Origin of the sequence: Microbacterium sp. NPDC089186, from assembly GCF_040685115.1 — a bacterium.
Taxonomy (GTDB): Bacteria; Actinomycetota; Actinomycetes; order Actinomycetales; family Microbacteriaceae; genus Microbacterium; species Microbacterium galbum.
Window position 1 is genome coordinate 266,285 of sequence record NZ_JBFBHJ010000001.1, and the last position, 21,694, is coordinate 287,978.

A 21,694-nucleotide genomic window follows, 5' to 3' on the forward strand; every position below is an offset into this window, starting at 1 on the left:
TGGAAGCTCAGATCTCGTCGATCGACGAGGACTCGAAGCGGCTGGAGATGTTGATGCCGAGCTCCTCCGCGGCGCGGAAGGCGTCGTCATCCGTGTCGCGCAGGTTGACGGCGGTGCCGTCGGCCGAGAGGACCTCGACGTTCAGGCAGAGCGACTGCATCTCCTTCATGAGCACCTTGAAGGACTCGGGGATGCCGGGCTCCTGGATGTTCTCGCCCTTGACGATGGCCTCGTACACCTTGACGCGGCCGAGGATGTCATCGGACTTGATCGTGAGGAGCTCCTGCAGCGCGTACGCGGCACCGTAGGCCTCGAGCGCCCACACCTCCATCTCACCGAAGCGCTGGCCACCGAACTGGGCCTTACCGCCGAGCGGCTGCTGGGTGATCATCGAGTAGGGACCCGTCGAACGCGCGTGGATCTTGTCGTCGACCAGGTGGTGCAGCTTCAGGATGTACATGTAGCCGACCGAGATGGGCGCCGGGAACGGCTCGCCGGAGCGGCCGTCGAACAGCAGCGTCTTGCCCGAGGAGTCGACCATGCGGTCGCCGTCGCGGTTGGGGATCGTCGAGTCGAGCAGACCCGCGATCTCCGCCTCGAAGGCGCCGTCGAACACCGGGGTCGCGACCTTCGTGCCGGGGGCGGCCTCGCGAGCCGACTCGGGCAGCTGGGCGGCCCACTCCGGGGTGCCCTCGACCTTCCAGCCCTGCTGGGCGATCCAGCCGAGGTGGAGCTCCAGGACCTGACCGAAGTTCATTCGACCGGGGATGCCGAGCGGGTTGAGGATGATGTCGACCGGCGTGCCGTCGGGCAGGAAGGGCATGTCCTCGATCGGGAGGATCTTGGCGATGACGCCCTTGTTGCCGTGGCGGCCGGCGAGCTTGTCGCCCTCGGTGATCTTGCGCTTCTGGGCGATGTAGACCACGACGCGGCGGTTGACGCCCGAGCCGAGCTCGTCGTCGCCGTCTTCGGCGTTGAACTCCTTGACCGCGATGATCGTGCCCTGCTCGCCGTGGGGCACCTTCAGCGAGGTGTCACGGACTTCGCGGCTCTTCTCGTTGAAGATCGCGCGGAGCAGGCGCTCCTCGGCGCTGAGCTCGGTCTCGCCCTTGGGCGTGACCTTGCCGACGAGGATGTCGCCGGGACGCACCTCGGCGCCGATGCGGATGATGCCGCGGTCGTCGAGGTCCTTCAGCAGGTCGGGGCTGACGTTGGGGAGGTCACGGGTGATCTCCTCCTTGCCGAGCTTGGTGTCGCGCGCGTCGACCTCGTACTCCTCGATGTGGATCGACGACAGCGTGTCGTCCTTCACGAGGTCCTGGCTGAGGATGATCGCGTCCTCGAAGTTGTGACCCTCCCACGTCATGAACGCCACGAGGAGGTTCTTGCCGAGGGCGAGCTCGCCGTTCTCGGTCGCGGGACCGTCGGCGATGACCTCGCCGGCCTCGATGCGCTCACCCGCGGAGACGACCACGCGCTGGTTGTAGGACGTGCCCTGGTTGGAGCGGTCGAACTTGCGGAGGAAGTAGTCCTGCGTTCCGCCCTCGTCGAGCTGGATGGTCACGACGTCGGCCGAGACCTCCAGGACGACACCCGACTTGTCGGCGGTGACGACGTCACCGGCGTCGATCGCGGCGAAGCCCTCCATACCGGTACCGACGACGGGCGACTCGCTGCGCACGAGCGGCACGGCCTGGCGCTGCATGTTCGCACCCATGAGGGCGCGGTTGGCGTCGTCGTGCTCGAGGAACGGGATGAGCGAGGTCGCCACCGACACCATCTGGCGCGGCGAGACGTCCATGTAGCCGATCTCGTCGACGGGGAACAGGTCGACCTCGCCACCCTGACCGCGGCGGGCCAGGATGCGGTCCTCCACGAAGTGACCGTCGGCCTGCAGGGCCACACCGGCCTGGGCGACGATGTGGTCGCTCTCCTCGCTGGCGGTGAGGTAGTCGATCGTGTCGGTCACACGGCCGTCGACGACGCGGCGGTACGGCGTCTCGATGAAGCCGAACGCGTTGATGCGGGCGAACGAGGCCAGCGAGCCGATCAGACCGATGTTCGGGCCTTCCGGGGTCTCGATGGGGCACATGCGGCCGTAGTGCGAGGGGTGGACGTCACGGACCTCGACGCCGGCGCGCTCACGCGACAGACCGCCGGGGCCCAGGGCCGACAGGCGGCGCTTGTGGGTCAGACCCGCGAGCGGGTTGTTCTGGTCCATGAACTGCGACAGCTGCGACGTTCCGAAGAACTCCTTGATCGCGGCGACGACGGGGCGCACGTTGATCAGGGTCTGCGGCGTGATCGCCTCGATGTCCTGCGTGGTCATGCGCTCGCGGACGACGCGCTCCATGCGCGACAGACCGGTGCGGACCTGGTTCTGGATGAGCTCGCCGACGGCGCGGATGCGACGGTTGCCGAAGTTGTCGATGTCGTCGGTGTCGAGGCGGATCTCCGCGGCCTGGCCGTTGCGGGTGCCGTCGAACGTGACGTCACCGCGGTGCAGGCGGACGAGGTACTTGATGGTCGCGACGATGTCGTCGACGGTCAGCACCGAGTCGCTCAGCGGCTTGTCGAGACCGAGCTTCTGGTTGATCTTGTAGCGACCCACCTTGGCCAGGTCGTAGCGCTTGGCGTTGAAGTAGAAGTTGTCGAGCAGCGCGCGCGCGGCCTCGGCGGCGACCTGCTCGCCCGGACGCAGCTTGCGGTAGATGTCGCGGAGGGCGTCTTCCTTGGTGAGGATCGTGTCCTTCGACAGCGTCTCTTCGATCGAGTCGAAGCCGCTGAACTCGGCGAGGATGTCTTCGCTGGTCAGGCCGAGGGCCTTGAGGAAGACGGTGACCGACTGCTTGCGCTTGCGGTCGATGCGCACGCCGACCTGGTCGCGCTTGTCGATCTCGAACTCGAGCCAGGCACCGCGCGAGGGGATGACACGGGCCGAGACGATGTCCTTGTCGGAGGTCTTGTCGGGCGTCTTGTCGAAGTAGACACCGGGCGAGCGGACGAGCTGCGACACGACGACACGCTCGGTGCCGTTGATGATGAACGTGCCCTTGTCGGTCTGGAGCGGGAAGTCGCCCATGAAGACCGTCTGCGTCTTGATCTCACCGGTCTGGTGGTTCATGAACTCGGCCTCGACGTACAGCGGCGCGGCGTAGGTCTTGCCGCGCTCCTTGCACTCTTCGATCGAGTACTTCTCGGGCTCGAGGTAGGGGTTCGTGAACGAGAGCTGCATGGTCTCGCTCAGGTCTTCGATCGGGGAGATCTCCTCGAAGATCTCCTCCAGACCGCTGATCTCGGGCACGTCGGTGCGACCGGCGGCCTGGGCCTCGGCGACGCGCGCCTTCCAGGCCTCGTTACCGACGAGCCAGTCGAACGACTCGGTCTGCAGCGCGAGCAGATCGGGAACGGTCAGCTTGTCGGAGATCTTCGCGAACGAGAGGCGGGATGCTCCGCGTCCGCTCTTCGGGGTGGTGGTGGTGGATGCGTTGCTCGCAGCAGCCAAGGGAATAACCTCCAGAAGCCCGGGCGAGGGGCTCGTGATTCCTTGTCGTCAGGTGGAGTGCGTTCCTGCCCCGATAACCTGCTCGTCGCACACCGCGGTGAGGCGGGGACGGGCAGGCTCAGCCGACCACCATATGAGGGCAGGGGGAATCGAGGAGCGCAAAGTCCAAGCATACGCGGCAGGACTCGCCGTGTCCAGTCCAATTCTTGACGCGTCTGCGGACCTGCGGTATAACCGCGTGCGCCTGTCGCCCATTCCCTCTCGGGCCCGCCCTCAGACGCGCCGGAACCGCACGCGATCGCCCGGTCTCACCTGCGCCAGCGCGTCCAACGCGGCATCCGTCACCACGGCGATCACGGGATAACCACCGGTGACGGGGCCATCGGCCAGCAGGACGACGGGGCGGCCGTGCGGAGGCACCTGGATCGCCCCCGGACGCATCCCTTCGCTGGGCAGCTCGTCGTGTCGACCGCGGTCGAGGGCGGGGCCGTCGAGACGGACGCCGACGCGATCCACGTCGCTCGAGACGCTCCAGGGGGTGTCGAGAAGCGTCGCCCATGCGTCGGCCGCGAACCAGTCGGCACGGGGACCCTCCGCGACGGCGACCTGGTGCAGCGAGGGAGGAACCGTCCAGGGGAAGGCGTCGACCACGGGAACGGCGGATGCCGCGGACCCGGCATGCAGCACATCGCCCGCGTGCACGGGAGCGGGGCCGAGCCCCGCCAGCACGTCGCGCGCTCGCGAGCCCAGAGCGGCCGGGGCGGCGATCCCCCCGCGGACGGCGAGGTAGGCCCGCAGCCCCGCACGAGCGGACCCGAGGCGCACCTCGGCCCCGGCGGGAACGAACTGGGGCGCGTAGGCGTCCACCGCGCGGCCGTCGACGACGACGTCGACCAGGGCTCCGGTCACGCACACCCACGCGTCGCGCTCGGCGCGGGCGACGAAGCCGCCGAGGGCGATCTCGAGACCGGCGGCCGCCTCGTCGTTGCCGACCAGGCGGTTGGCCACGCGCAGCGCCCGCCGATCGAGGGCCCCCGAGCGCGCGACACCGAGGGCGGCGCGACCGGCGCGACCGAGGTCCTGCACGGTGGTGAACGCGCCGGGGTGGAGGACGCGGAGGGCGGGGCGGGCGTCGGCGGTCGCGACAGCTGCGGAGGGGGCTGAGCCCGTCGACGCCTCCGGAGGCGGCGGCGCGGCGAGGGGTCCGGCGGCGACGCGCTCGCGCTCCGGGACGAAACGCACGCGCGCTCGCGGGGGCAGCAGCACCGGCGTGGCGGCATCCGGATCGAAGAGCACCGCGTCGGTCGAACCGATCAGCCGCCAGCCTCCCGGGGTCTCACGCGGATAGGCCCCGCTGAAGGCGCCCGCGATCCCCACGGCCCCGGCCGGCACGCGGGTGCGCGGCTGCGCCAGGCGCGGCACGTCGTGGCGCCACTCGTCGCTGACGAGGTAGGCGAACCCCGGGGCGAAGCCCGTGAAGGCCACCGTCCATTCCACCCCCGCGTGCCGGGCCACGAGATCGCCCGCGGGGATGCCCAGCAGCGCGGCGGTCTCGTCGAGATCGGCGCCGTCGTAGCGCACCGGCACCTCGACGAGAGGGCCGGGCGGCGCGGCTCCGGCGGGCGAGAGGGCGGCGCGGCGGATCCACTCCTCGACCGCCGCGCGACCGATGCGGCGCGGGTCGAACGCGACGAGGACGGTGCGCGCGGCCGGGATCAGCTCCTCCACGCCCGCGGGCGGCGCGACGGCGAGGGCCGCGTGCAGGGCCACGACACCGGCGAGGCCGGCGACCTCGGCCAGCACGGCCCGCTCCCCCATGGGCCGCAGGGTGACGGATGCCGCGCGATCGGCATCCCCCGAGGGCGTCACCACGGAGCGCGCACCGCGACACCGGCGTCGTCGAGAGCGATGCGCACCGCCCGCGCCATCTCGACCGCGGCGGGGCTGTCGCCGTGCAGGCAGAGGGAGGCCGCGTCGACCGGGAGGGAGGTGCCGTCGACGGCGTCGACCACTCCCTCGCGCACCAGCCGCAGCGCGCGCTCCGCCACACGGGCGGAGTCGTCGAGCAGGGCTCCCGGGGTCCCGCGCGGGACGAGCGCGCCGTCGCGGGTGTAACCGCGGTCGAGAAAGGCCTCGCGCACGAAAGGAAGTCCCGCGGATACCGCAGCCTCGGCGATCGCCCCCGACAGACCGAGCACGGGCAGGGGCCGACCGAGGCGGGCGGAGTGGTCGGCGACGGCGGCGACGACCGCGGCCGCCTGCCCCGCGTCGTCGATCACCGCGTGGTACAGCGCGCCGTGGGGTTTGACGTAGCGCAGCTCGGCACCCGCCGCGGCGAGCGCGTCGAGCTGCGCCGCGATGCTCGCGCGAAGGTCGGCGGGGGCGGGGTCGCGGCGCACGCGGCCGAAGTTGTCGCGGTCGTCGTACGAGGGGTGCGCTCCGACGGCGACGCCGAAGCGGCGGGCCCGCTCGACGGAGGCCCGCATCGAGGCGGCGTCGCCCGCGTGCGCGCCGCAGGCGACGTTGGCGCTCGACACCACGGCGAACATCGCCTCGTCGTCGGCGGTCGGCATCCCGCCGACCGTCTCGCCGAGGTCGGCGTTGAGGTCCACCTGCATGCTGCCACGGTAGCGGCGCGGCGGCCGGGGCGGTGCCGCGCCCCTCACCGGAACACGGGATGCCCCGAGAACAGGACGCTCGGAGCCCGCGGCATCCTGTCCTCGACGGATCCCCCGTTCCCGACGCCCGGTCGGGCCTCGCCGCCGCCCGAGCCCCCTCACCGCCGCCCGGCCCGGTCGACGCCCCGCCCGGCGGCCGCCCCGCCGGCGAGGGGCGGGCCGGTAGCGTGAACGCATGGCCCGCATGCGCATCGAACCCGACGACGCCCCGACGGCTCGACTGTCGGACGGGTCGCTCGCGCGCGTCTCTCCTTCGGGGTTCGTCTCGGGCTGGGAGCTCGTCGTCGACGGCACCCCGCAGTCGCACGTCGACCTCGACGACCCGACGCACCTGCACTTCGAGTACGTCGCGCGGATGGGCGCCGTCATCGACCGGCTCCGGATGCCGGGCCAGCCCCTCACCGCCGTGCACCTGGGCGCGGGTGCCCTCACGCTCCCCCGCTACGTGGAGGCCACGCGGCCGGGGTCGCGTCAGCAGGTGATCGAACTCGAGCCCGCGCTGTGGGACCTCGTGCGCGAGAACCTGCCCCTTCCTCGCGGCGCCTCGGTGCGCGTGCGCATCGGCGACGCGCGAGAGGGACTCGGTCGGCTGCCCGCGGGCCTGGACGGGGCCGTCGACCTGCTCGTCAGCGACGTCTACTCGGGTGCACAGACCCCCGCCCACCTCACCACGGTGGAGTTCTACCGCGCGGCATCCCGTCTCCTGGCACCCGACGGTGTCCTCCTGGTCAACGTCTCGGACGGACCCGGCCTGGCCTTCGCCCGTCGGCAGGTCGCAACCATCCGCGAGGTCCTCCCCGAGGTCATCGTGCTCGCCGAGGTGCAGGTGCTCAAGGGTCGCCGGTTCGGCAACCTCGTGGTCGCCGCCTCCGCCGCGCCCCTTCCCGTCGAGTGGCTGCCGCGCCTGATGGCGGCGGGACCCCACCCCGCGAAGGTGGCCCAGGGCGGCGAGATCGTCGAGTTCATGCGCGGGTCGCGTCCCGCCACGGATGCCGATGCGACGCCGTCGCCGAAGCCCTCGGCATCCATCTTCGAACGCTGACGTCGCCGGACGTCGGGCAGGGGCTTTCGCCCCTCGACCGCGTGGCGCGTGCGGTGTCGGCACGAGGTCGGCGCAGACTGGAACTCCTGCCCGACCGAGAGGAGCGACGGTGAGCTACATCCACGGGTACGACCCCGACACGTTGCGTGAGATCACCGACTCCCGCGAGTGCCAGGAGCGTCTCGACGAGATCGGGTCGCAGCGCAGTCTGCACGCCCTCCTCGAGCGGGTGTGGCTGCTGAAGGTGCTCGACCGATTCGACGAGGCCTTGGCCGTCTCGGAGCAGTCCGTGCGCGTGGCCCGCATGGCCGGGACCCGCCGCGATCTGCTGCGCGCGCGCATCCTGCACGCCACGATCATGCAGTGCCGGGGCGCCTACGCCGCCGCCGAGCAGGAGCTCACCATGTGCGCCGAAGAGGCTGAGGGACAGGGCTGGGCGAGCATCGCCGCCTTCGCGCTGCAGCACCGCGGCAAGGTGCACTACGACGAGGGCGACTACGAGGGCGCCCGTCGCGACTTCAAGCAGGCGCTCTTCCTCCGTCAGAACGCCGGCGCCACCGACGCGCAGCTCGAGTCCACGCTGCTGGCGATCGACGCAGCCGACCGTCGACGCACGCGCGAGGTCGTCGCGAGCTGAATGTCGTAGGCCACGCCTAACCTTCCGGTCATGTCCGATCTGCAGCGCGTACGCACGTGGGCCGAGGCGCTGATCACCCTGCACCTCGACGCGTCGTGGACGTTCGCGTTCGACAACGCCAAGCGACGCGCGGGGCTGTGCGACTACAGCCGCAAGCGCATCAGCGTCTCGCGGTATCTGGCCGCCCGATACGACGACGACACCAACCATCAGACGCTCCTGCACGAGGTCGCGCACGCGCTCGCGGGGCCCTCGGCCGGCCACGGGCCGCGCTGGAAGCGCACGGCGCTCGAGCTCGGCTACGTCGGCGGCACGACCCACGCCGGAGAGACGGCGAACGAGCTCGCCCCGTGGGTGGGCACCTGCCCCGCCGGGCACGTCGCCTATCGTCACCGACGCGCGACGCGGCCGACGTCCTGCGCGAAATGCGCTCCGTCGTTCGACCCGCGCTTCGCGCTGTCGTGGGTGCACCGCGACATCACGCGCGCCGAACGTCGCGCTGCCGCCACTCCGCGGTGATGGCCTGCGGCGGGTGTCGCCGGGCCCGCGGCCGTCCGCGAGGGGCGGGCCCGATGACGTCGTCGCGTCATCCGTCCCGGCCGGCACTGATGACACTTCGGCCTCGAACGCCGTTCGCGGGCTGACGCCCGGGCCTCGGGGCTCACGCGCCGACGAAGACCCCGTCGCGCAGCACCGGGACCACGGATGCCGCGTCGCGCGCGGCCGCGGCGAGCACGGCGTCGCGACCCCCGTCGGCGGCGAGCGCGCGTCCCCCGCCGCTCGCCGTGAGCAGGTGGCGCACCGCCCCGCCCAGGGCACGGAAACCCTCGCCGGCGACGGCGGCGTCGGGCGAGGCGTGGTCGATGCCGAGGTCGCCGAGGGCGGCGATCACGGCGCCCGCACCGAGAAGGTCCTCGACGGCGAAGCGCAGACCCTGTTCGTCAGTCGACCCGGCGGCGAGGATCGAGATGCTGGTGCGCTCGCCGCGGGAGCGCTGCACCTCGAGCACGTGCGCCGCCACCGCCGCCGCGTTGCGCAGACCTGCCGCGACCACGTGGGCGCCCGTCTCGTGCGCCGCCCGGGCGAGCGCGGCCACCTCGTCGTCGTCCGCCGACACGTCCAGGCCGGCGGCGTTCTCGACGGCGGCGAGGGCGTGGGCGGTCAGGCCGAGAGGCTGCACGATCACCACGATGTGGGCGGGGGCGAGACGGCGGAGCCCACCGAGGCCCCACTCCAGGCGCACCTGGTAGTCGGACTGCGACAGGGCGGGGTCGATCGGCATCCTTCGATGCTAGAACGACGGGGACGTCGCGCCCGCCGGTCCTCCCCGCTGATGACGGATGCCGCGGCGGGGGGCGGTTCGTCACGGCGCGGCCGTCAACCCATCGCTCACCCCCAGGCGGATCGGGCACCATCTGAACATGCGGATCCTGCTGAAGTTCGTGATCGACTGCGACCCCGACGCCGCGTGGCGCGCCCTGCACTCCCCGCGCGCGGTCGCGGAGCTGTACGGACCCCTTCTCACCGTGGACGGGCTGACCCAGATGCCCCCCACCTTCGAATCCGGTGACGACGTGCCCGTGCAGATGAGCGTGGCCGGTGTCGTACCCGTCGGGCGCCAGCTCATCTCGGTGGCGGATCGGGAGACCAGCGACGCGCACGGTCGCGTCCGCGTGTTCCGCGACTGGGGCGTTCCGTTGACCGGACCGCTCTCGACCCTCGACGTGTGGGACCACCAGATGGCGGTCTCCGCCGCCCCCGGTGAGCCGGGGAAGACCCTGTGGCGGGAGCGCCTCACCATCGGCGGCGCGACGGCCCCCGCGCTGTGGCCCGGGCTGTGGGCGACGTGGCAGTGGCGCGCCGCCCGGATCCGAGCACTCGCCCCGACCTGGGCGCACGACCCCGAAGACGAGCCGAACGCCGAGGGATGAGCGACGTGCACGTGCGCGCGGCGACGCCCGGCGACAGCCGGTGCATCGCCCACGTGCACGTGAAGAGCTGGCGCGAGGCATGCACCGCGCAAGTGCCCGGCGCGCTCGTCGAACAGCTCGACGTCGAGCTCTCGGAACGGCGGTGGGCGGCGCGGCTGCGCGGGGAGACACCCCCGGGAGCCGAGCGCCTCGGGGATGCCTGGGTGGCCGTCGTCGACGACCGCGTGATCGGCTTCGCCTCGGGCGGGCCGACGCGCGACGCCGATCGCCCGCGGTCGGAGTCGGAGCTGTACGCCCTGTACGTGCTCGCGAGCCACTACGGCACGGGCGCGGGGGCGGCGCTGCTGCAGGCAGCCGTCGGGACCGGCGCCGCCAGTCTTTGGGTGCTGTCGGACAACGAGCGCGCCCTCGCGTTCTACGCCAAGCACGGCTTCGCGCCCGACGGTGCCGCCCGGGCCGACGAGCGATGGGGCGGGTCGCTGACGGAGCTGCGCCTGACGAGGTGAGAGCCGGCCTCAGACGAGCCCGTGCCGGTAGGCGAAAACCACGAGTTGCACGCGGTCGCGCACCGCGAGCTTGGTCAGGATGCGGCTGATGTGGGTCTTCACGGTCGCTTCCGACAGGAACTCGCGCTCGGCGATCTCGGCGTTGCTGAGCCCCGTGGCGGCGAGCGCGAAGATCTCCTGCTCGCGCTCGGTCAACGCGCCGAAGGCCTCGGGGACCGGCTCGGCACCGGCGCCGTCGGCGATGTGGGCGAAGAGTTCACGGGTGGCCTCCGCCGCGATGACGGCGGAGCCGGCGTGCACGGTCCGCACCGCCGAGAGCAGGAACTCCGGCTCGGCGTCTTTCAGCAGGAATCCGCTCGCGCCGCGCTGGATCGCCCGAGCGGCCGCCTCGTCGAGATCGAACGTCGTGAGCACGACCACGCGGGGTGCGTCGGGCTCGCGCAGGATCTCGGCCGTCGCCGTCAGGCCGTCCATCACGGGCATGCGCACGTCCATCAGCACGAGGTCGGGGCGCGTCGCCCGCACGACCTCGATCCCCTCCCGTCCGTCGGAGGCTTCTCCCACCACCTCGAGGTCGGGTTGCGAGTCGATCACCATGCGGATGCCGGCGCGGAACAGGGCCTGATCGTCGACGAGGACGATGCGGACGGGGGCGGTCATGCGAGGGAGCCTCTCGTGCGGGGATGGGTTCTCGGCATCCGTCCGCTCACTGCGGGCAGCCGATCGGAAGAGTGGCCCGGACGACGAATTCGCCGTACTCGGGCTCGGCCGTCAGTCGACCGCCGACGAGCTGTGCGCGCTCGCGCATCCCGATGAGCCCGTGGCCGCCGGCAGCGGGCACGCCGACGGCGGCAGACGTGGAGCGGGCGTTGCGGACCGACAGCTCGACGCGGTCGGCGAACCACCCGAGACGGACGCGCACGCGGGGATCGACGCCGTGGCGGAGCGCGTTGGTGAGGGCCTCCTGCATGATGCGGAAGACCGCCAGCTGGATCGCGGCGGGCGGTTCGCCGGGCGGGACCGGGTCGACACGGACATCGAGCTCGACACCTGCCGCACGCACCCGGTCGAAGAGCTGATCGAGGTCGGCGAGAGTCGGCTGGGGGCCCTCTCCCTGGCTGTGGCGCAGCTGACTGAGGAGCACACGCACGTCGGTGAGGGCCGCCCGCGCGGTCGACGAGATCGTCGCGAGGGCGTCGGAGGCCGCCGCGGGATCGGCGGCGGCCGCGTACCGTGCGCCGTCGGCCTGCGCGATGACCACCGCGAGCGAGTGCGCGACCACGTCGTGCATGTCGCGGGCGATGCGCACGCGCTGCTGCTCGGCGATCGTCTCGGCCTCGGCGGCGCGCTGCGCCCGACTGTTCGCTGCGGCGCGCACGGCCGTGCGCACCAGGGCGCCCGACACCCATGCGAGCATGAGCGCGAACCCGGATGCCAGCAGCAGAGCGCCCACGGCGAACCAGTCGTTGATCGTGAGCGGCGCCGACAAGCCCCGACCCACGAGATAGAGGGGGACGATCGCCGCCCCCGCGATGCCCGAGGCGAACCCCCACCAGAAGACCCGCCTGCTGCCGTAGGCGGCGGTCGTGTAGAGCACGGCGAAGATGGCGAGGTCGGTGGGCGACGGCTGACGTCCGAAGCCCATCTGCAGGAATGCCCCCACCCAGGCCAGCACGAGGGCGAGTCCGGGCTGCAGGCGGCGCATCGCCAGCGCAGCGGTGAGGGCGAGGGCGACGAGGACCGCGCCGACGTTCTCCCCGACGACGGCGAGAGGGGCCAGCGCCCCGCTCGTGGTGCCCGCCAGCTCGACCGCAAGGGCGAGCAGCCCGAAGACACCGGCGACACCGAGGTCGGTGACCAGTTGATAGCGCTGCAGCGGGCGGAGGGTGAGCATCGTCCTCACGCTACGCGGCGACGCCGGGCGCGGCATCCGCCTGGGGATGTATCCGGGAGCCTCGGAAGGAGGACACCGGGGCGGCGTCAGCCGGGGAAGTCGGCGGGCTCGATCGGGCGCGCTTCGAAGAAGGTCTGCAGCACGACGGTCGTGCGCGTGTTGACCTGTGCGGCGGCACGGATGTCGCGGATCAGCGCCTCGAGATCGCGCGGCGTCGGGACCCGCACGAAGAGCATGTACGCCGCCTCGCCCGCGATCGAGTGGCAGGCCTCGATCGCGCTCAGGTGAGCGAGCAGCTCGGGGGCGTTGTCGGGCTGGGCGGGGTCGAGCGGGGTGATCTCGACGAAGGCCGCGAGCGGACGACCCAGGGCCTCGGCGTCGAGGATCGGACGATACCCCTGCACGATGCCCCGGGCCTCGAGGCGGCGCAGACGCGACTGCACGGCGGAGACCGAGAGGCCGACGCGCTCGGACAGGTGCGAGAGCGTCGCACGAGCATCGATCGAGATCTCGCGGACGATCGCCGCGTCCACCGCGTCGTCGAGGCGGGGGGCGCGCGCGGGGACCTCGGTCATGCGCTCGACAGTAGCAGTGCACCCGAACGGCACCCTGGTGCGTGCCGTAAGTTTTCCGTTAGCATGACGTTTTAGCAGGAATATTTACAGTCCCGATCGGAGGATGCCATGACCACCGCGACACCCATCCGTGCTGACCAGGATCTGCTCGGCGGTCGCACCGTCGACGCGGTCGAGCACACCCCCGCCTGGACCCGGCTCAAGGCCGCCGCGACGGCGCTGCAGACGCTGCAGGCGAAGGACGGCTCGATCGACGACACCGCCGCCGCGGGGCCCCTCATCGACGACGTCGTCGAAGCGATCGACGCCCTCGCGCCGCTGTTCCCGCACGACGCCGCCTACCTCTCCGCCTCCGTCGCCGACTTCCGTCGGTGGAAGGCCGAGGGGCTCGGGACGCCCGACTTCCTCGACTCCCTCGTGGCGTTCCAGCCCCAGGAGCACCGGGTCGACGGCATCCGTCACCTCGTCGTGTTCCCCATGTACACGCAGAACGGCTCGAGCTCGCGTCACGTCGAGGCGGTGCTGGTCGAGGCGATCTGGCCCGAGTTCATCGCCCGCCTGGAGACGGAGTACACCAACCGCCTGTTCGTCTCGCTGCGCCTCATCGACTTCACCGCGGGCTACGACACGAACTCCGCCGTGCTCTTCCCCGAGACGGTCGCGATGCGGGAGATCCCGACCTTCACCTGGGGCGCGATCTTCCAGGACCGCGAGGCCGCGCGGTACCGCCGGGTGACGCGCGCCGCCGCGGAGATCACGAAGCTCGACCTGCCCGGGGCCGCCGCGCGCATGCTCGACGACCAGGCGCTGACCGAGCAGACGTTCGTGATGTGGGACATCATCCACGACCGCACGCACATGCGCGGCGACCTGCCCTTCGACCCGTTCATGATCAAGCAGCGGATGCCGTTCTTCCTCTACTCGCTGGAGGAACTGCGCTGCGATCTCACCGCCTTCCGCGAGTGCGTGTCGCTGCAGGCCCGCCTCTCGGCGCGCGACGACCTCGACGAGGCGGAGCGCGCGATGCTCGAGCACGCCGAGCTCGTGCAGTACGCCGTCATCTTCGATCGCATCTTCCGCTTCGCCATCACCGGGTCGCGCGTGCGCAACTACGACGGACTGGGCGGGCAGCTTCTCTTCGCGTGGCTCCACCAGCGTCGCGTGCTGCACTGGACCGACACGTCGCTCGCGTTCGACTGGGACGAGGTGCCGGCCGCCGTCGTGGCCCTGGCCGACGCGATCGACGAGCTCTACTGGCGCTCGATCGACCGACCGAAGACGGCGCACTGGCTCGCCGCGTACGACCTCGTGCGCGCCGTCGTGACCCCGCACCCCGCCTCGGTATGGGCGCGAGGCCTCCCCGACGACGTGCTCGCGGGCCTGCCCAAGGGGTACACCGACGCGGTGCTCGACGACGAGTTCCCCCTGTCGATGTTCTTCGAGGCGCTGGAGAAGAAGATGCGCCCGGTGATCGCCTCCACGGAGGGCATCCGCGGGACGGACTGACGCCGGGGCCCCGGCCCGGCTCCGGGCGCGCCGCGGCGCCGCGGCCGCACTCACGAGCGTTCGAGTGTCCAGGACACGCCGCGTTGGGCCGCGAGGAGCGGCGTGTCTTGGACACTGGACAGGGTCGCGGCCCCTGGCACGAGCCGCGGGGCACTCGCGCGCGCGGCTTGTGACGAGGACACTCGAGGGAACGTGACCGGCCGAGCATGACGGAGGACGCATGAGCGACGTGAGGCAGACGGAGACGCCGACGCCGGAGCAGGCACAGGAGCTGGTGCGGGGGCGCCTCGTCCTCCTCGCGGGCGGGACGAGCGCGGTGGGCCGCGCCGCGGCGCGCGCGCTGCTCGAGGCGGGCGCGCGGGTGGTGATCGTGGGCTCCGACGCGACGCGTCTGACCGAGGCCGCGGCGGACGCGCCCGGTGCCCACGCGGAGCTGTGCGACCTCACCGACGCGGATGCGGTGTCCGCGCTGCGCGAGCGCGTGCACGCCGCGCACGGCGACGTGGACGGCGTCCTCCACCTCGTCGGGGGATGGCGTGGCGGCGGCGGGCTGGCCGGTCAGAGTGACGAGGACTTCGCGTTCCTGCTCCGCTCGCTCACAGCGCTCCGGGCCGTCAGCCGCGCCTTCGACGAGGACCTGCGGGCCTCGCCCGCCGGCCGTCTCGCCATCGTGTCGTCGACCTCGGTCGCCCGCCCTCTCGCCGGCGGCGCGAACTACGCGGCCGTCAAGGCTGCGAGCGAGGCGTGGACGCGTGCGGTCGCCCAGGGATTCGCGAAGAACGCCCGCGACGCGGGACGCGCGATCTCCGCGGCGGCCGTCATCTTCCGCGTGAAGAGCCTGGACGGTCTCGAGGAGGCCCTGGCCGCCGCCTTCGTCGCCCTGTGGGACGACACGGCGGACGCGTTCAACGACGTCGTGATCGAGGTCGTGGCGGGCGCCTGAGGTCAGCCTCCGGGATGGGGATCGCGCGCGGCCCCGCGTTCCGTCGACTCTCGGTCTGAGGCGCCGGGTGTCGCGGCGTCGTCACGGCGCGACCCATCGGGAACCGCCGCCGCCGCAGACGCCGTGACAGGGACGACGGCCCCGGCGCCGACGGCATCCCCGTCATCGGATGCGGCGGGCGCGGCAGCGACATCGCCGGTGACAGCGGCCGATCGGTACTGCGCCGACAGGACGCGATACGACCGCGTGGAGAAGGCGAGTACGCCGACCACGACCATGACGAGACCCGCGATCACGAAGACGAGCGCGATGCCGCGCGACTGTCCGTCGCCGAGCAGCCATCCCCACGTAGCGCGTCCGTCCGCTTGTTCCATGTAGGGGATGACCACGAACTGGGCGATCGGGGCGATGAGGAACGAGGTGATCGGGGCGGCCGCCGACTCGAATGCCGCGGCGAAGCCGAAGACACGGCCCTGGGTGGTGAACGGCACGACCTTCTGGATGACGGTCTGCTCCGCCGCCTCGACGGGAGGGATCAGCGCCATGTACACCCAGATGCCGATCGCGTAGAGCCACCACCAGTCGCGGAGCGTGAACACCGCTCCGAGCGCGCCCATGGCGATGACGATCCACAGCATGGTGCGGATCGGGTTCTTGCCGAGTCCGAACTTCGCGACGAGCCCCCCGCCGATGATGAAACCGGTCGCGGTCACCGCGAGGACGACGCCCCACACTTCGGCGTCGTAGACACGGCCGTCGATCTCGATGCGGAACAGCTCGAGACCATAGGGGTCCATGAGCGCCATGTAGACGCCGCCGATGAGATTGTTGAGCGTCGAGAAGACGATGAGGGCGAACAGCCCCGGTGCGGCTCGGACCGCTCGCACGGCTCCGCCCAGGTCGACGAGAGGACCCCGTTCGACGCCCGCCGCCGGACGAGGTTCGGGGATGCGGATCGTGAGGAGGTGCACGAGCGCCACGATGGTGAGCCCCACGGCGATCGCCAGCGTCCACCCCATGCCGAGGAATCCGACCGAGAGCCCGCTGAAGACACTCGTCACGACGAACGCGAGACCCTGGACCGTGCCGACGAGGCCGTTCGCGTTCGCGTGACGCTCGACCGGCACGAGGAGGGTGACGGTGGTCGAGAGCGCGATGTTGCGGAGGTTCTCGATGACCGCGCCGCCCAGGATGATCCCGGAGAACAGCCAGAACCACGGTCCGCCGAGATCGAGCAGCGCCGCCTCCGGGAAGGCGATCCAGAGCGCGCCCGCGAGGAGGAAGGCTCCCAGCGTCACCACGCCGGAGAAGACCATGACGCGATGCTTTCGATGCCGGTCCACCAGGGAGCCGAAGACCATCGCGAAGATCGCGAGCAGCAGCATGTAGGCGCCACCCACGATGCCCGTCGCCAGCACCGAACGCGTCTCGAGGTAGACCCAGAACGTGAGCGCGAACCAGAGGAAACTCGTCGTGACGTTGGCGGCGGCGGTGTTGATCAGGACGGCCAGGAACGCGCGCTGCCCACCCTCGACGGCGCCGGCCACCAGGGCTTCGGGAGGCTGCGGAGCGGACATGAGCACACGCTAGACCCGCCCTCCGACATCGGCCAGACCCGTTCGCCACCCGGTCCGGCGCCGTGTCAACCGCTCACACGGTCGGGAAGCGGGGGTCGCGGGCGTAGTCGGCGAGACGTGCGTCGAGAGCCGCGCGGACCTGAACCGGTGCGTCCTCGCCGATCAGCACGCGCAGACGCTCATCGCCGTCGTCGCACACGTGCGCGAAGATCTGCTCCGCGGCATCCTCCGGTCGCGTTCCACCGGTCGGTTCGGATGACGCCGGCCAGGGGATCTCGGCTCGACCGAACAGCCGCGTGCGGAGGTCGTCGTAGACGGGGAGAGCCTCCGCGAAGCGCATGTTCGAGCCCGCCCAGTCGGTGTCGAGGGCACCCGGTTGGATGATGGACACGCGCACGCCGAATCCTCGCACCTCGGCGGCCAGCGCCTCGCTGAACGCCTCGAATCCCCACTTGGAGGCGTTGTAGAGGCCGAGAAGGGGCATCACGCCGACACCGCCCACCGTGGAGATCTGCACGATGCGCCCCGATCCCCGCGCTCGCATCAGGGGAACAGCTGCCTGACTGAGCCACAGCGGACCGAGCATGTCGGTCTCGACGACTGCGCGAACCTCGTCCTCGGATACCTCCTCGACCGCGCCGATCAGGCCGAACCCGGCGTTGTTCACCAGGACGTCCAGCCCTCCCCCACTCGCGGCGGCCGTCTCGACCGCGGCGCGCGCCGCCCCCCGATCGCGCACGTCCAGCGGAAGGACCGTGAGCCTGTCGTGGGCGGGGAGTTCCTTCCCCGGTCGGACCGTCGCGACGACGGTGTGACCGGCCGCCAGGACGCGGGCGACCAGCGCCCGCCCCAGGCCGCTGCTCGCGCCGGTGATCATCCACGTCTTCGAAGAGGTCATAGCGTCACCGTACGCGAAAATGGACGGACCGTCTCGTTTCTCGCGTACGATGGCCGCATGGCGAGATCGGCGACCCGCAAACGCGTGCACGACGCCGTCCTCGGCCTCCTCCGCGAGGGTCGGGTGGGGTCGCTCAGCATGGAAGGAGTCGCCGCGCGTGCGGGGGTCAGCAAGCAGACCCTGTACCGGTCGTGGCCGACGACCGGCGCGATCGTGTTCGACGCCCTCCTCGCTCGCAGCGAGGGTCCTGACGGAGATGTCGTCGTCCCGGACACCGGCGATCTGAGCGCCGACCTGGTCACCCTGGCATCCGGAATGGTCTCCGAACTCACGGGAGCGGAGACGGAGCCTCTCCTGCGCGCGGTCACCGCGGAGGTGCAGATCGACGCCGAGGTGGCCGCCCAGTACCGCGCCCTGCTCCTGGCTCCGCAGATGGCGGCGATCGCGCGGCGCTTCCGGGATGCCGGCGCCGTCGATCCCGAGGAGTGCGCCGAGCTCTTCGTGGGCCCCCTCCTGCACCGCTGGCTCCTGCGCTCTCAGCCGTTCAGCCGGGAATGGATCGCACGCCACGTCACCCGGACGGTGCGAGCGACGGCGAACTGAGCGACGGCTTTCCGCGACCGCCGGAGGATCGCTCGCGATCGCACCGTCGGACGGACCACCCCGAGGTCGCGACGCCGAACGGGCTCCGCGATCGAGCGGCGCCCTGCGTGCGGCTCAGTCGAGGAGGCTCCGGATGTCGTCGGCCGTCAGACGCGGTCCCCCGGCGAAGCTGACGTCGCCGTCGTCGGCGCTCCCGTCGAGCACACGGGAGAAGAGCTCGGACTTCGCCTCTCGAAGGGCCACGACCTTCTCTTCGACGGTGTCGGAGGAGACCAACCGGTACACGATGACGGGTCGGGTCTGCCCGATGCGGTGGGCGCGGTCGATCGCCTGCTCCTCGACGGCGGGATTCCACCACGGGTCGAGCAGCACGACGTAGTCGGCCTCCACCAGGTTGAGCCCCACCCCGCCGGCCTTGAGCGAGACGAAGAACGCCGGGTCATCACCGTCACGGAACCGGTCGATCTCGGCTTGACGGTTGATCGTGGTGCCGTCGAGATACCCGGATGCCAGGCCCGCGTCGGTGCAGCGCTGGCGAGCCGCTCGAAGGAACCGCGTGAACTGGCTCAGCACGAGCACGCGATGCCCCTCCGCCTCCGCCTCGACCAGCAGGTCTTCGAGCGCGTCGAGCTTCGCCGAGGGCGCGTCGCCCTCGTCGACGAGCGCGGGGTCGAGCGCCAGCTGCCGCAGCATCGTGAGGGAGCGGAAGATCGCGAACCGGTTGCCCTCGGCGTCGTCGTCGAGCAGCCCCAGCAGGCGCTGACGCTCGCGGTGGAACCGCCGATCGTAGAGCTTGCGGTGCGCGGGGTGAAGGGCCACCTCGATGATGGTCTCCTGCTTGGGCGGGAGTTCAGCGGCGACGAGGTCTTTGGTCCGCCGGAGCAGGAACGGCCGGATACGCCGGCGCAGGAGATCGAGCCGTTCGGCATCGGCGCCCTTCTCGATGGGCGTGCGGTACAGCTCGGTGAAGGACTCGCGGGTTCCGAGCAGTCCCGGCGCCACGAGCGACATGAGCGCCCACAGCTCGAGGAGGTTGTTCTCCATCGGCGTGCCGGTGATGACGAGCGTGAAGGGCACCGCGAGGGCCCGGGCCGCCCGGTATCCGCGAGACGACGGGTTCTTGATCTGCTGCGCCTCGTCGAGCACGAGTCCCGACCAGGCGACCTCGGCGTACTGCTCCTGCTCGAGACGGAACAGGGCGTAGCTGGTGACGACGACGTGCGCCCCGGCCGCGGCCTCGGCGATGCTGTTCGCACGCCGCGCCCGTGTGGCGGCGATCGTTCGGACCTCGAGGTCGGGCGCGAAGGTCGCGCACTCCCGTGCCCAGTTGCCCACGACGCTCGTCGGCGCGACGATCAGGAAGGGCGGAAGCGTCGGGTCGTCGGCACGCGCCGCTTCCATCATCGCGATCGCCTGCACCGTCTTGCCCAGTCCCATGTCGTCGGCGAGGATGCCGCCGAGCCCCTGGGTGCGCAGGAAGTGGAGCCAGTCGAGGCCCGAGCGCTGGTAGTCGCGGAGGGTCGCCCGCAGGCCCTCCGGGGGCTCGATCCGGGTGAGGGACGCCTCGTCGGTCAGCCCCCGCACGCGCAGCCACCACTCGGCTTCGTGGACGGCGAGCATGCCGAGCTCGGACAGGTCGTCCCACAGCCCGACGTTGTAGCGGTTGATCGTCAGCTCGTCGCCCGGCCGATCGGCGAGGGTCCGGGCCTCGTCGATGACGGACCGGAGGCGATCGAATTCCGGACTGTCGAGCCGGACGTACTCCCCGTCGCCCAGGAAGAGAACCCGGTCGCCGAGCGCCAGGGCGGTGTAGAGGGCGGTGAAGTCGACCTCGACGTCGCCCACGGTCACCCGGGCGTTCAGGTCGAACCAGTCGCTGCCGTCGTCGGGGCCGGTGCTGAGCTGCACCACGGGAGCCTGGGCCGATGCGCGGTACTCGGGGTCGTCGCCGCGCACCTCCACGCGGACGGACGCGAGGGCCCTCAGCTGCGGCAGCATCTCGCCGGCGAACACGGCCGCCGTCGCGGGCGCCATCGCGCGGGCCGGCGCGGTCCCCGTCGTGAAGGGCGCGGGGATGTCGATCCGAAGTTCATCGGCGAGGGCGGAGACCGCGCGCCACACGGCGCCCTCGTGCTCGTCGTGCCGACGGCCCTGCGTCGATGAGCGGTCCCACCGCGTCGCGAGCGACGTGGACCCCTCGAGATGCTCGACGGTCACCTCGAGCACGGGGCGCGGCGCCGGAGGAACCTCGACCGTGCCCCGCGGCGACACCACCGGCGCGTCGAGCTGCAGCCGCGGGAGGTAGTCGTGCAGGAAGGTCTCGGATCCGCGCTCGTCGACCGTGAGCGCACTCGATCGGGCGAGCAGCCCGCGGACCGGTCCCGATGCGGGTGTCGCCAGCCGCGCGAGCGTGATCCGCTCGTCGTCGCCGTCGCGGTCGGCGACGAAGGCCACGGCCACGGCGGGGTCGCCCACCACCCAGGAGGGCAGGGCGGCCGTCTCGACGTCGACGCCCTCCACCGTCCCGCGCACGTGCAGGGTGGAGCCGCGACGGTCGAGCGACACCGCCGCGGTCACGGGCTCGTCGACGACGCGGACCGGGTGATGGACACCGGCACCCGACACGAGCGGGACCCCGGCGGCGACGACCGCCTCCAACTGCAGCCACAGCGAGTGGGGCGGGACCGCGGAGAGCGGCATCCACTCGTCGGAGAGGTACGCGCCGGCGCTGAAGCGCCCCAATCGCCCCAGGCTGTCGAGCGCGGCGCGTGCCCGCGGATCAGCTGGAAGGGCCGCGAGGGCCGACCAGCCGGCCCGGCCCTTGATCCACGTGCCGCGGGAGCCCCGGACCCCCGGCCGCGCGCTGAGGGTGAGCGCCGTTCCGTACCCGCGCCCGCCGCCGCGACGGATGGAGAGGAACAGGCAGAGATCGAAAGGGGCCTCGTCGTCGACGACCGGGGCGGCGGCGAACAGTTCGTCGAGCGAGCGCTGCCACTCGGCGCGGGGCGGGCGCCCCGCCGAGATGAGGCGGTCGAACAGCACGAGAGCCGCCGCGCACGAGTGCTCGCACTCGGGGCCGCGCCCGCACGAGCACCAGCCCGACAGGCGGGACAGATCGTCGGGGACGCGGAGCTCGAGGTGTTCGTACCCCGACGCCCCGAAGGACTGCGCCGTGACGACCAGCACGCCGCTGACGGATCGGGCGTCGCCCACCTCGACCGAACCGTAGACGAGCAGGCGGTCGGCGCGCATCATCGCGGATGCCGAGAACATCTCGCCGGCGATGCTGAGTGCTTCGGGGTCCAACCGCATGCCTCCATTGTGGTCGGGACCGCCGACACCCCGACGCGGTGTGCGGACATCCGTGGAGCGATCCCCCCTGGGGAGGAGCCGGGAAAA

Annotated in this window: 18 protein-coding genes; 8 read left to right on the forward strand and 10 right to left on the reverse strand. The window is 71.7% G+C overall.

The genetic code is table 11. The features are described 5' to 3' along the window. Window positions 1–7: 7 nt before the first annotated feature. From AB0N82_RS01325 to AB0N82_RS01335, 3 genes are all read right to left on the reverse strand, one after another. The gene (locus tag AB0N82_RS01325) at window positions 8–3,505 is read right to left on the reverse strand and encodes a DNA-directed RNA polymerase subunit beta (protein ID WP_315993663.1); all 3,498 of its coding nucleotides are present in this window, start codon (window positions 3,503–3,505) and stop codon (window positions 8–10) included. Window positions 3,506–3,778: 273 nt separating this feature from the next. Next, on the reverse strand, window positions 3,779–5,377 hold the full coding sequence (locus tag AB0N82_RS01330; RefSeq protein ID WP_363387189.1) for an urea amidolyase family protein: 1,599 nt from the start codon (window positions 5,375–5,377) through the stop codon (window positions 3,779–3,781). Further along, a complete protein-coding gene (locus AB0N82_RS01335) occupies window positions 5,371–6,123 on the reverse strand; it encodes a 5-oxoprolinase subunit PxpA (RefSeq protein ID WP_363387192.1) in 753 nt (250 codons plus the stop codon). The genes AB0N82_RS01330 and AB0N82_RS01335 overlap by 7 nt, the downstream gene beginning before the upstream one ends. Window positions 6,124–6,358: 235 nt before the next feature. Here AB0N82_RS01335 and AB0N82_RS01340 point away from each other — a divergent pair, with 235 nt between their 5' ends. The 3 genes from AB0N82_RS01340 (at window position 6,359) to AB0N82_RS01350 (ending at window position 8,381) form a co-directional block, all read left to right on the forward strand. After that, the gene (locus tag AB0N82_RS01340) at window positions 6,359–7,225 is read left to right on the forward strand and encodes a fused MFS/spermidine synthase (RefSeq protein WP_315993666.1); all 867 of its coding nucleotides are present in this window, start codon (window positions 6,359–6,361) and stop codon (window positions 7,223–7,225) included. Between the two features lie 109 nt (window positions 7,226–7,334). Continuing rightward, on the forward strand, window positions 7,335–7,862 hold the full coding sequence (locus AB0N82_RS01345) for a hypothetical protein (RefSeq protein ID WP_315993667.1): 528 nt from the start codon (window positions 7,335–7,337) through the stop codon (window positions 7,860–7,862). A 30-nt stretch (window positions 7,863–7,892) separates the two neighbouring features. Further along, a complete protein-coding gene (locus tag AB0N82_RS01350; RefSeq protein ID WP_315993668.1) occupies window positions 7,893–8,381 on the forward strand; it encodes a SprT-like domain-containing protein in 489 nt (162 codons plus the stop codon). 142 nt (window positions 8,382–8,523) lie between these two features. On the opposite strand, the gene AB0N82_RS01355 is transcribed toward AB0N82_RS01350, so the two are convergent. Next, window positions 8,524–9,144: a 2-phosphosulfolactate phosphatase gene (locus tag AB0N82_RS01355; RefSeq protein ID WP_363387197.1), complete on the reverse strand. Its 621-nt coding sequence runs from the start codon at window positions 9,142–9,144 to the stop codon at window positions 8,524–8,526. 139 nt (window positions 9,145–9,283) lie between these two features. Here AB0N82_RS01355 and AB0N82_RS01360 point away from each other — a divergent pair, with 139 nt between their 5' ends. Both AB0N82_RS01360 and AB0N82_RS01365 read left to right on the forward strand, forming a co-directional pair. Next, on the forward strand, window positions 9,284–9,793 hold the full coding sequence (locus tag AB0N82_RS01360; protein WP_315993670.1) for a hypothetical protein: 510 nt from the start codon (window positions 9,284–9,286) through the stop codon (window positions 9,791–9,793). Next, the gene (locus tag AB0N82_RS01365) at window positions 9,790–10,299 is read left to right on the forward strand and encodes a GNAT family N-acetyltransferase (RefSeq protein ID WP_363387200.1); all 510 of its coding nucleotides are present in this window, start codon (window positions 9,790–9,792) and stop codon (window positions 10,297–10,299) included. The genes AB0N82_RS01360 and AB0N82_RS01365 overlap by 4 nt, the downstream gene beginning before the upstream one ends. 9 nt (window positions 10,300–10,308) lie before the next feature. On the opposite strand, the gene AB0N82_RS01370 is transcribed toward AB0N82_RS01365, so the two are convergent. From AB0N82_RS01370 to AB0N82_RS01380, 3 genes are all read right to left on the reverse strand, one after another. Continuing rightward, complete coding sequence (locus AB0N82_RS01370) at window positions 10,309–10,959, reverse strand: response regulator transcription factor (protein ID WP_315993672.1); 651 nt, start codon at window positions 10,957–10,959, stop codon at window positions 10,309–10,311. Window positions 10,960–11,005: 46 nt separating this feature from the next. Then, window positions 11,006–12,193, reverse strand: a complete 1,188-nt coding sequence (locus tag AB0N82_RS01375) for a histidine kinase (RefSeq protein ID WP_363387204.1) — start codon at window positions 12,191–12,193, stop codon at window positions 11,006–11,008. A gap of 86 nt (window positions 12,194–12,279) precedes the next feature. Beyond that, window positions 12,280–12,768 (reverse strand): Lrp/AsnC family transcriptional regulator, encoded by a 489-nt coding sequence (locus AB0N82_RS01380; protein ID WP_315993674.1) that lies wholly within the window; start codon window positions 12,766–12,768, stop codon window positions 12,280–12,282. Window positions 12,769–12,876: 108 nt separating this feature from the next. On the opposite strand from AB0N82_RS01380, the gene AB0N82_RS01385 reads away from it, so the two are divergent. Continuing rightward, entirely contained in the window at window positions 12,877–14,274 is a 1,398-nt protein-coding gene (locus AB0N82_RS01385) for a DUF6421 family protein (protein WP_363387208.1), read from the forward strand. A gap of 220 nt (window positions 14,275–14,494) precedes the next feature. Further along, window positions 14,495–15,217, forward strand: coding sequence for an SDR family oxidoreductase (locus AB0N82_RS01390; RefSeq protein ID WP_363387211.1), 723 nt, complete (start codon window positions 14,495–14,497; stop codon window positions 15,215–15,217). A gap of 2 nt (window positions 15,218–15,219) precedes the next feature. Here the strand turns inward: AB0N82_RS01390 and AB0N82_RS01395 are convergent, their stop codons facing one another. Both AB0N82_RS01395 and AB0N82_RS01400 read right to left on the reverse strand, forming a co-directional pair. Next, window positions 15,220–16,794, reverse strand: coding sequence for an MFS transporter (locus AB0N82_RS01395; RefSeq protein WP_363387214.1), 1,575 nt, complete (start codon window positions 16,792–16,794; stop codon window positions 15,220–15,222). 73 nt (window positions 16,795–16,867) lie between these two features. After that, window positions 16,868–17,692, reverse strand: coding sequence for an SDR family NAD(P)-dependent oxidoreductase (locus AB0N82_RS01400; protein WP_363387217.1), 825 nt, complete (start codon window positions 17,690–17,692; stop codon window positions 16,868–16,870). A 57-nt stretch (window positions 17,693–17,749) separates the two neighbouring features. Between AB0N82_RS01400 and AB0N82_RS01405 the strand changes: the two genes are divergently transcribed. Then, complete coding sequence (locus AB0N82_RS01405) at window positions 17,750–18,295, forward strand: TetR/AcrR family transcriptional regulator C-terminal ligand-binding domain-containing protein (RefSeq protein WP_315993679.1); 546 nt, start codon at window positions 17,750–17,752, stop codon at window positions 18,293–18,295. Window positions 18,296–18,409: 114 nt separating this feature from the next. On the opposite strand, the gene AB0N82_RS01410 is transcribed toward AB0N82_RS01405, so the two are convergent. Further along, entirely contained in the window at window positions 18,410–21,607 is a 3,198-nt protein-coding gene (locus AB0N82_RS01410; RefSeq protein WP_363387221.1) for a DEAD/DEAH box helicase, read from the reverse strand. Window positions 21,608–21,694: the final 87 nt, after the last annotated feature.

What these genes read in the sequence shown, in the direction of transcription:
- AB0N82_RS01400 (WP_363387217.1), bottom strand. Translation starts at nt 17,692, where the DNA reads ATGACCTCTTCGAAGACGTGGATGATCACCGGCGCGAGCAGCGGCCTG.
- AB0N82_RS01410 (WP_363387221.1), bottom strand. Translation starts at nt 21,607, where the DNA reads ATGCGGTTGGACCCCGAAGCACTCAGCATCGCCGGCGAGATGTTCTCG.
- AB0N82_RS01370 (WP_315993672.1), bottom strand. Translation starts at nt 10,959, where the DNA reads ATGACCGCCCCCGTCCGCATCGTCCTCGTCGACGATCAGGCCCTGTTC.
- AB0N82_RS01390 (WP_363387211.1), top strand. Translation starts at nt 14,495, where the DNA reads ATGAGCGACGTGAGGCAGACGGAGACGCCGACGCCGGAGCAGGCACAG.
- AB0N82_RS01385 (WP_363387208.1), top strand. Translation starts at nt 12,877, where the DNA reads ATGACCACCGCGACACCCATCCGTGCTGACCAGGATCTGCTCGGCGGT.
- AB0N82_RS01365 (WP_363387200.1), top strand. Translation starts at nt 9,790, where the DNA reads ATGAGCGACGTGCACGTGCGCGCGGCGACGCCCGGCGACAGCCGGTGC.
- AB0N82_RS01340 (WP_315993666.1), top strand. Translation starts at nt 6,359, where the DNA reads ATGGCCCGCATGCGCATCGAACCCGACGACGCCCCGACGGCTCGACTG.
- AB0N82_RS01375 (WP_363387204.1), bottom strand. Translation starts at nt 12,193, where the DNA reads ATGCTCACCCTCCGCCCGCTGCAGCGCTATCAACTGGTCACCGACCTC.
- AB0N82_RS01380 (WP_315993674.1), bottom strand. Translation starts at nt 12,768, where the DNA reads ATGACCGAGGTCCCCGCGCGCGCCCCCCGCCTCGACGACGCGGTGGAC.
- AB0N82_RS01405 (WP_315993679.1), top strand. Translation starts at nt 17,750, where the DNA reads ATGGCGAGATCGGCGACCCGCAAACGCGTGCACGACGCCGTCCTCGGC.
- AB0N82_RS01350 (WP_315993668.1), top strand. Translation starts at nt 7,893, where the DNA reads ATGTCCGATCTGCAGCGCGTACGCACGTGGGCCGAGGCGCTGATCACC.
- AB0N82_RS01395 (WP_363387214.1), bottom strand. Translation starts at nt 16,794, where the DNA reads ATGTCCGCTCCGCAGCCTCCCGAAGCCCTGGTGGCCGGCGCCGTCGAG.
- AB0N82_RS01360 (WP_315993670.1), top strand. Translation starts at nt 9,284, where the DNA reads ATGCGGATCCTGCTGAAGTTCGTGATCGACTGCGACCCCGACGCCGCG.
- AB0N82_RS01355 (WP_363387197.1), bottom strand. Translation starts at nt 9,144, where the DNA reads ATGCCGATCGACCCCGCCCTGTCGCAGTCCGACTACCAGGTGCGCCTG.
- AB0N82_RS01335 (WP_363387192.1), bottom strand. Translation starts at nt 6,123, where the DNA reads ATGCAGGTGGACCTCAACGCCGACCTCGGCGAGACGGTCGGCGGGATG.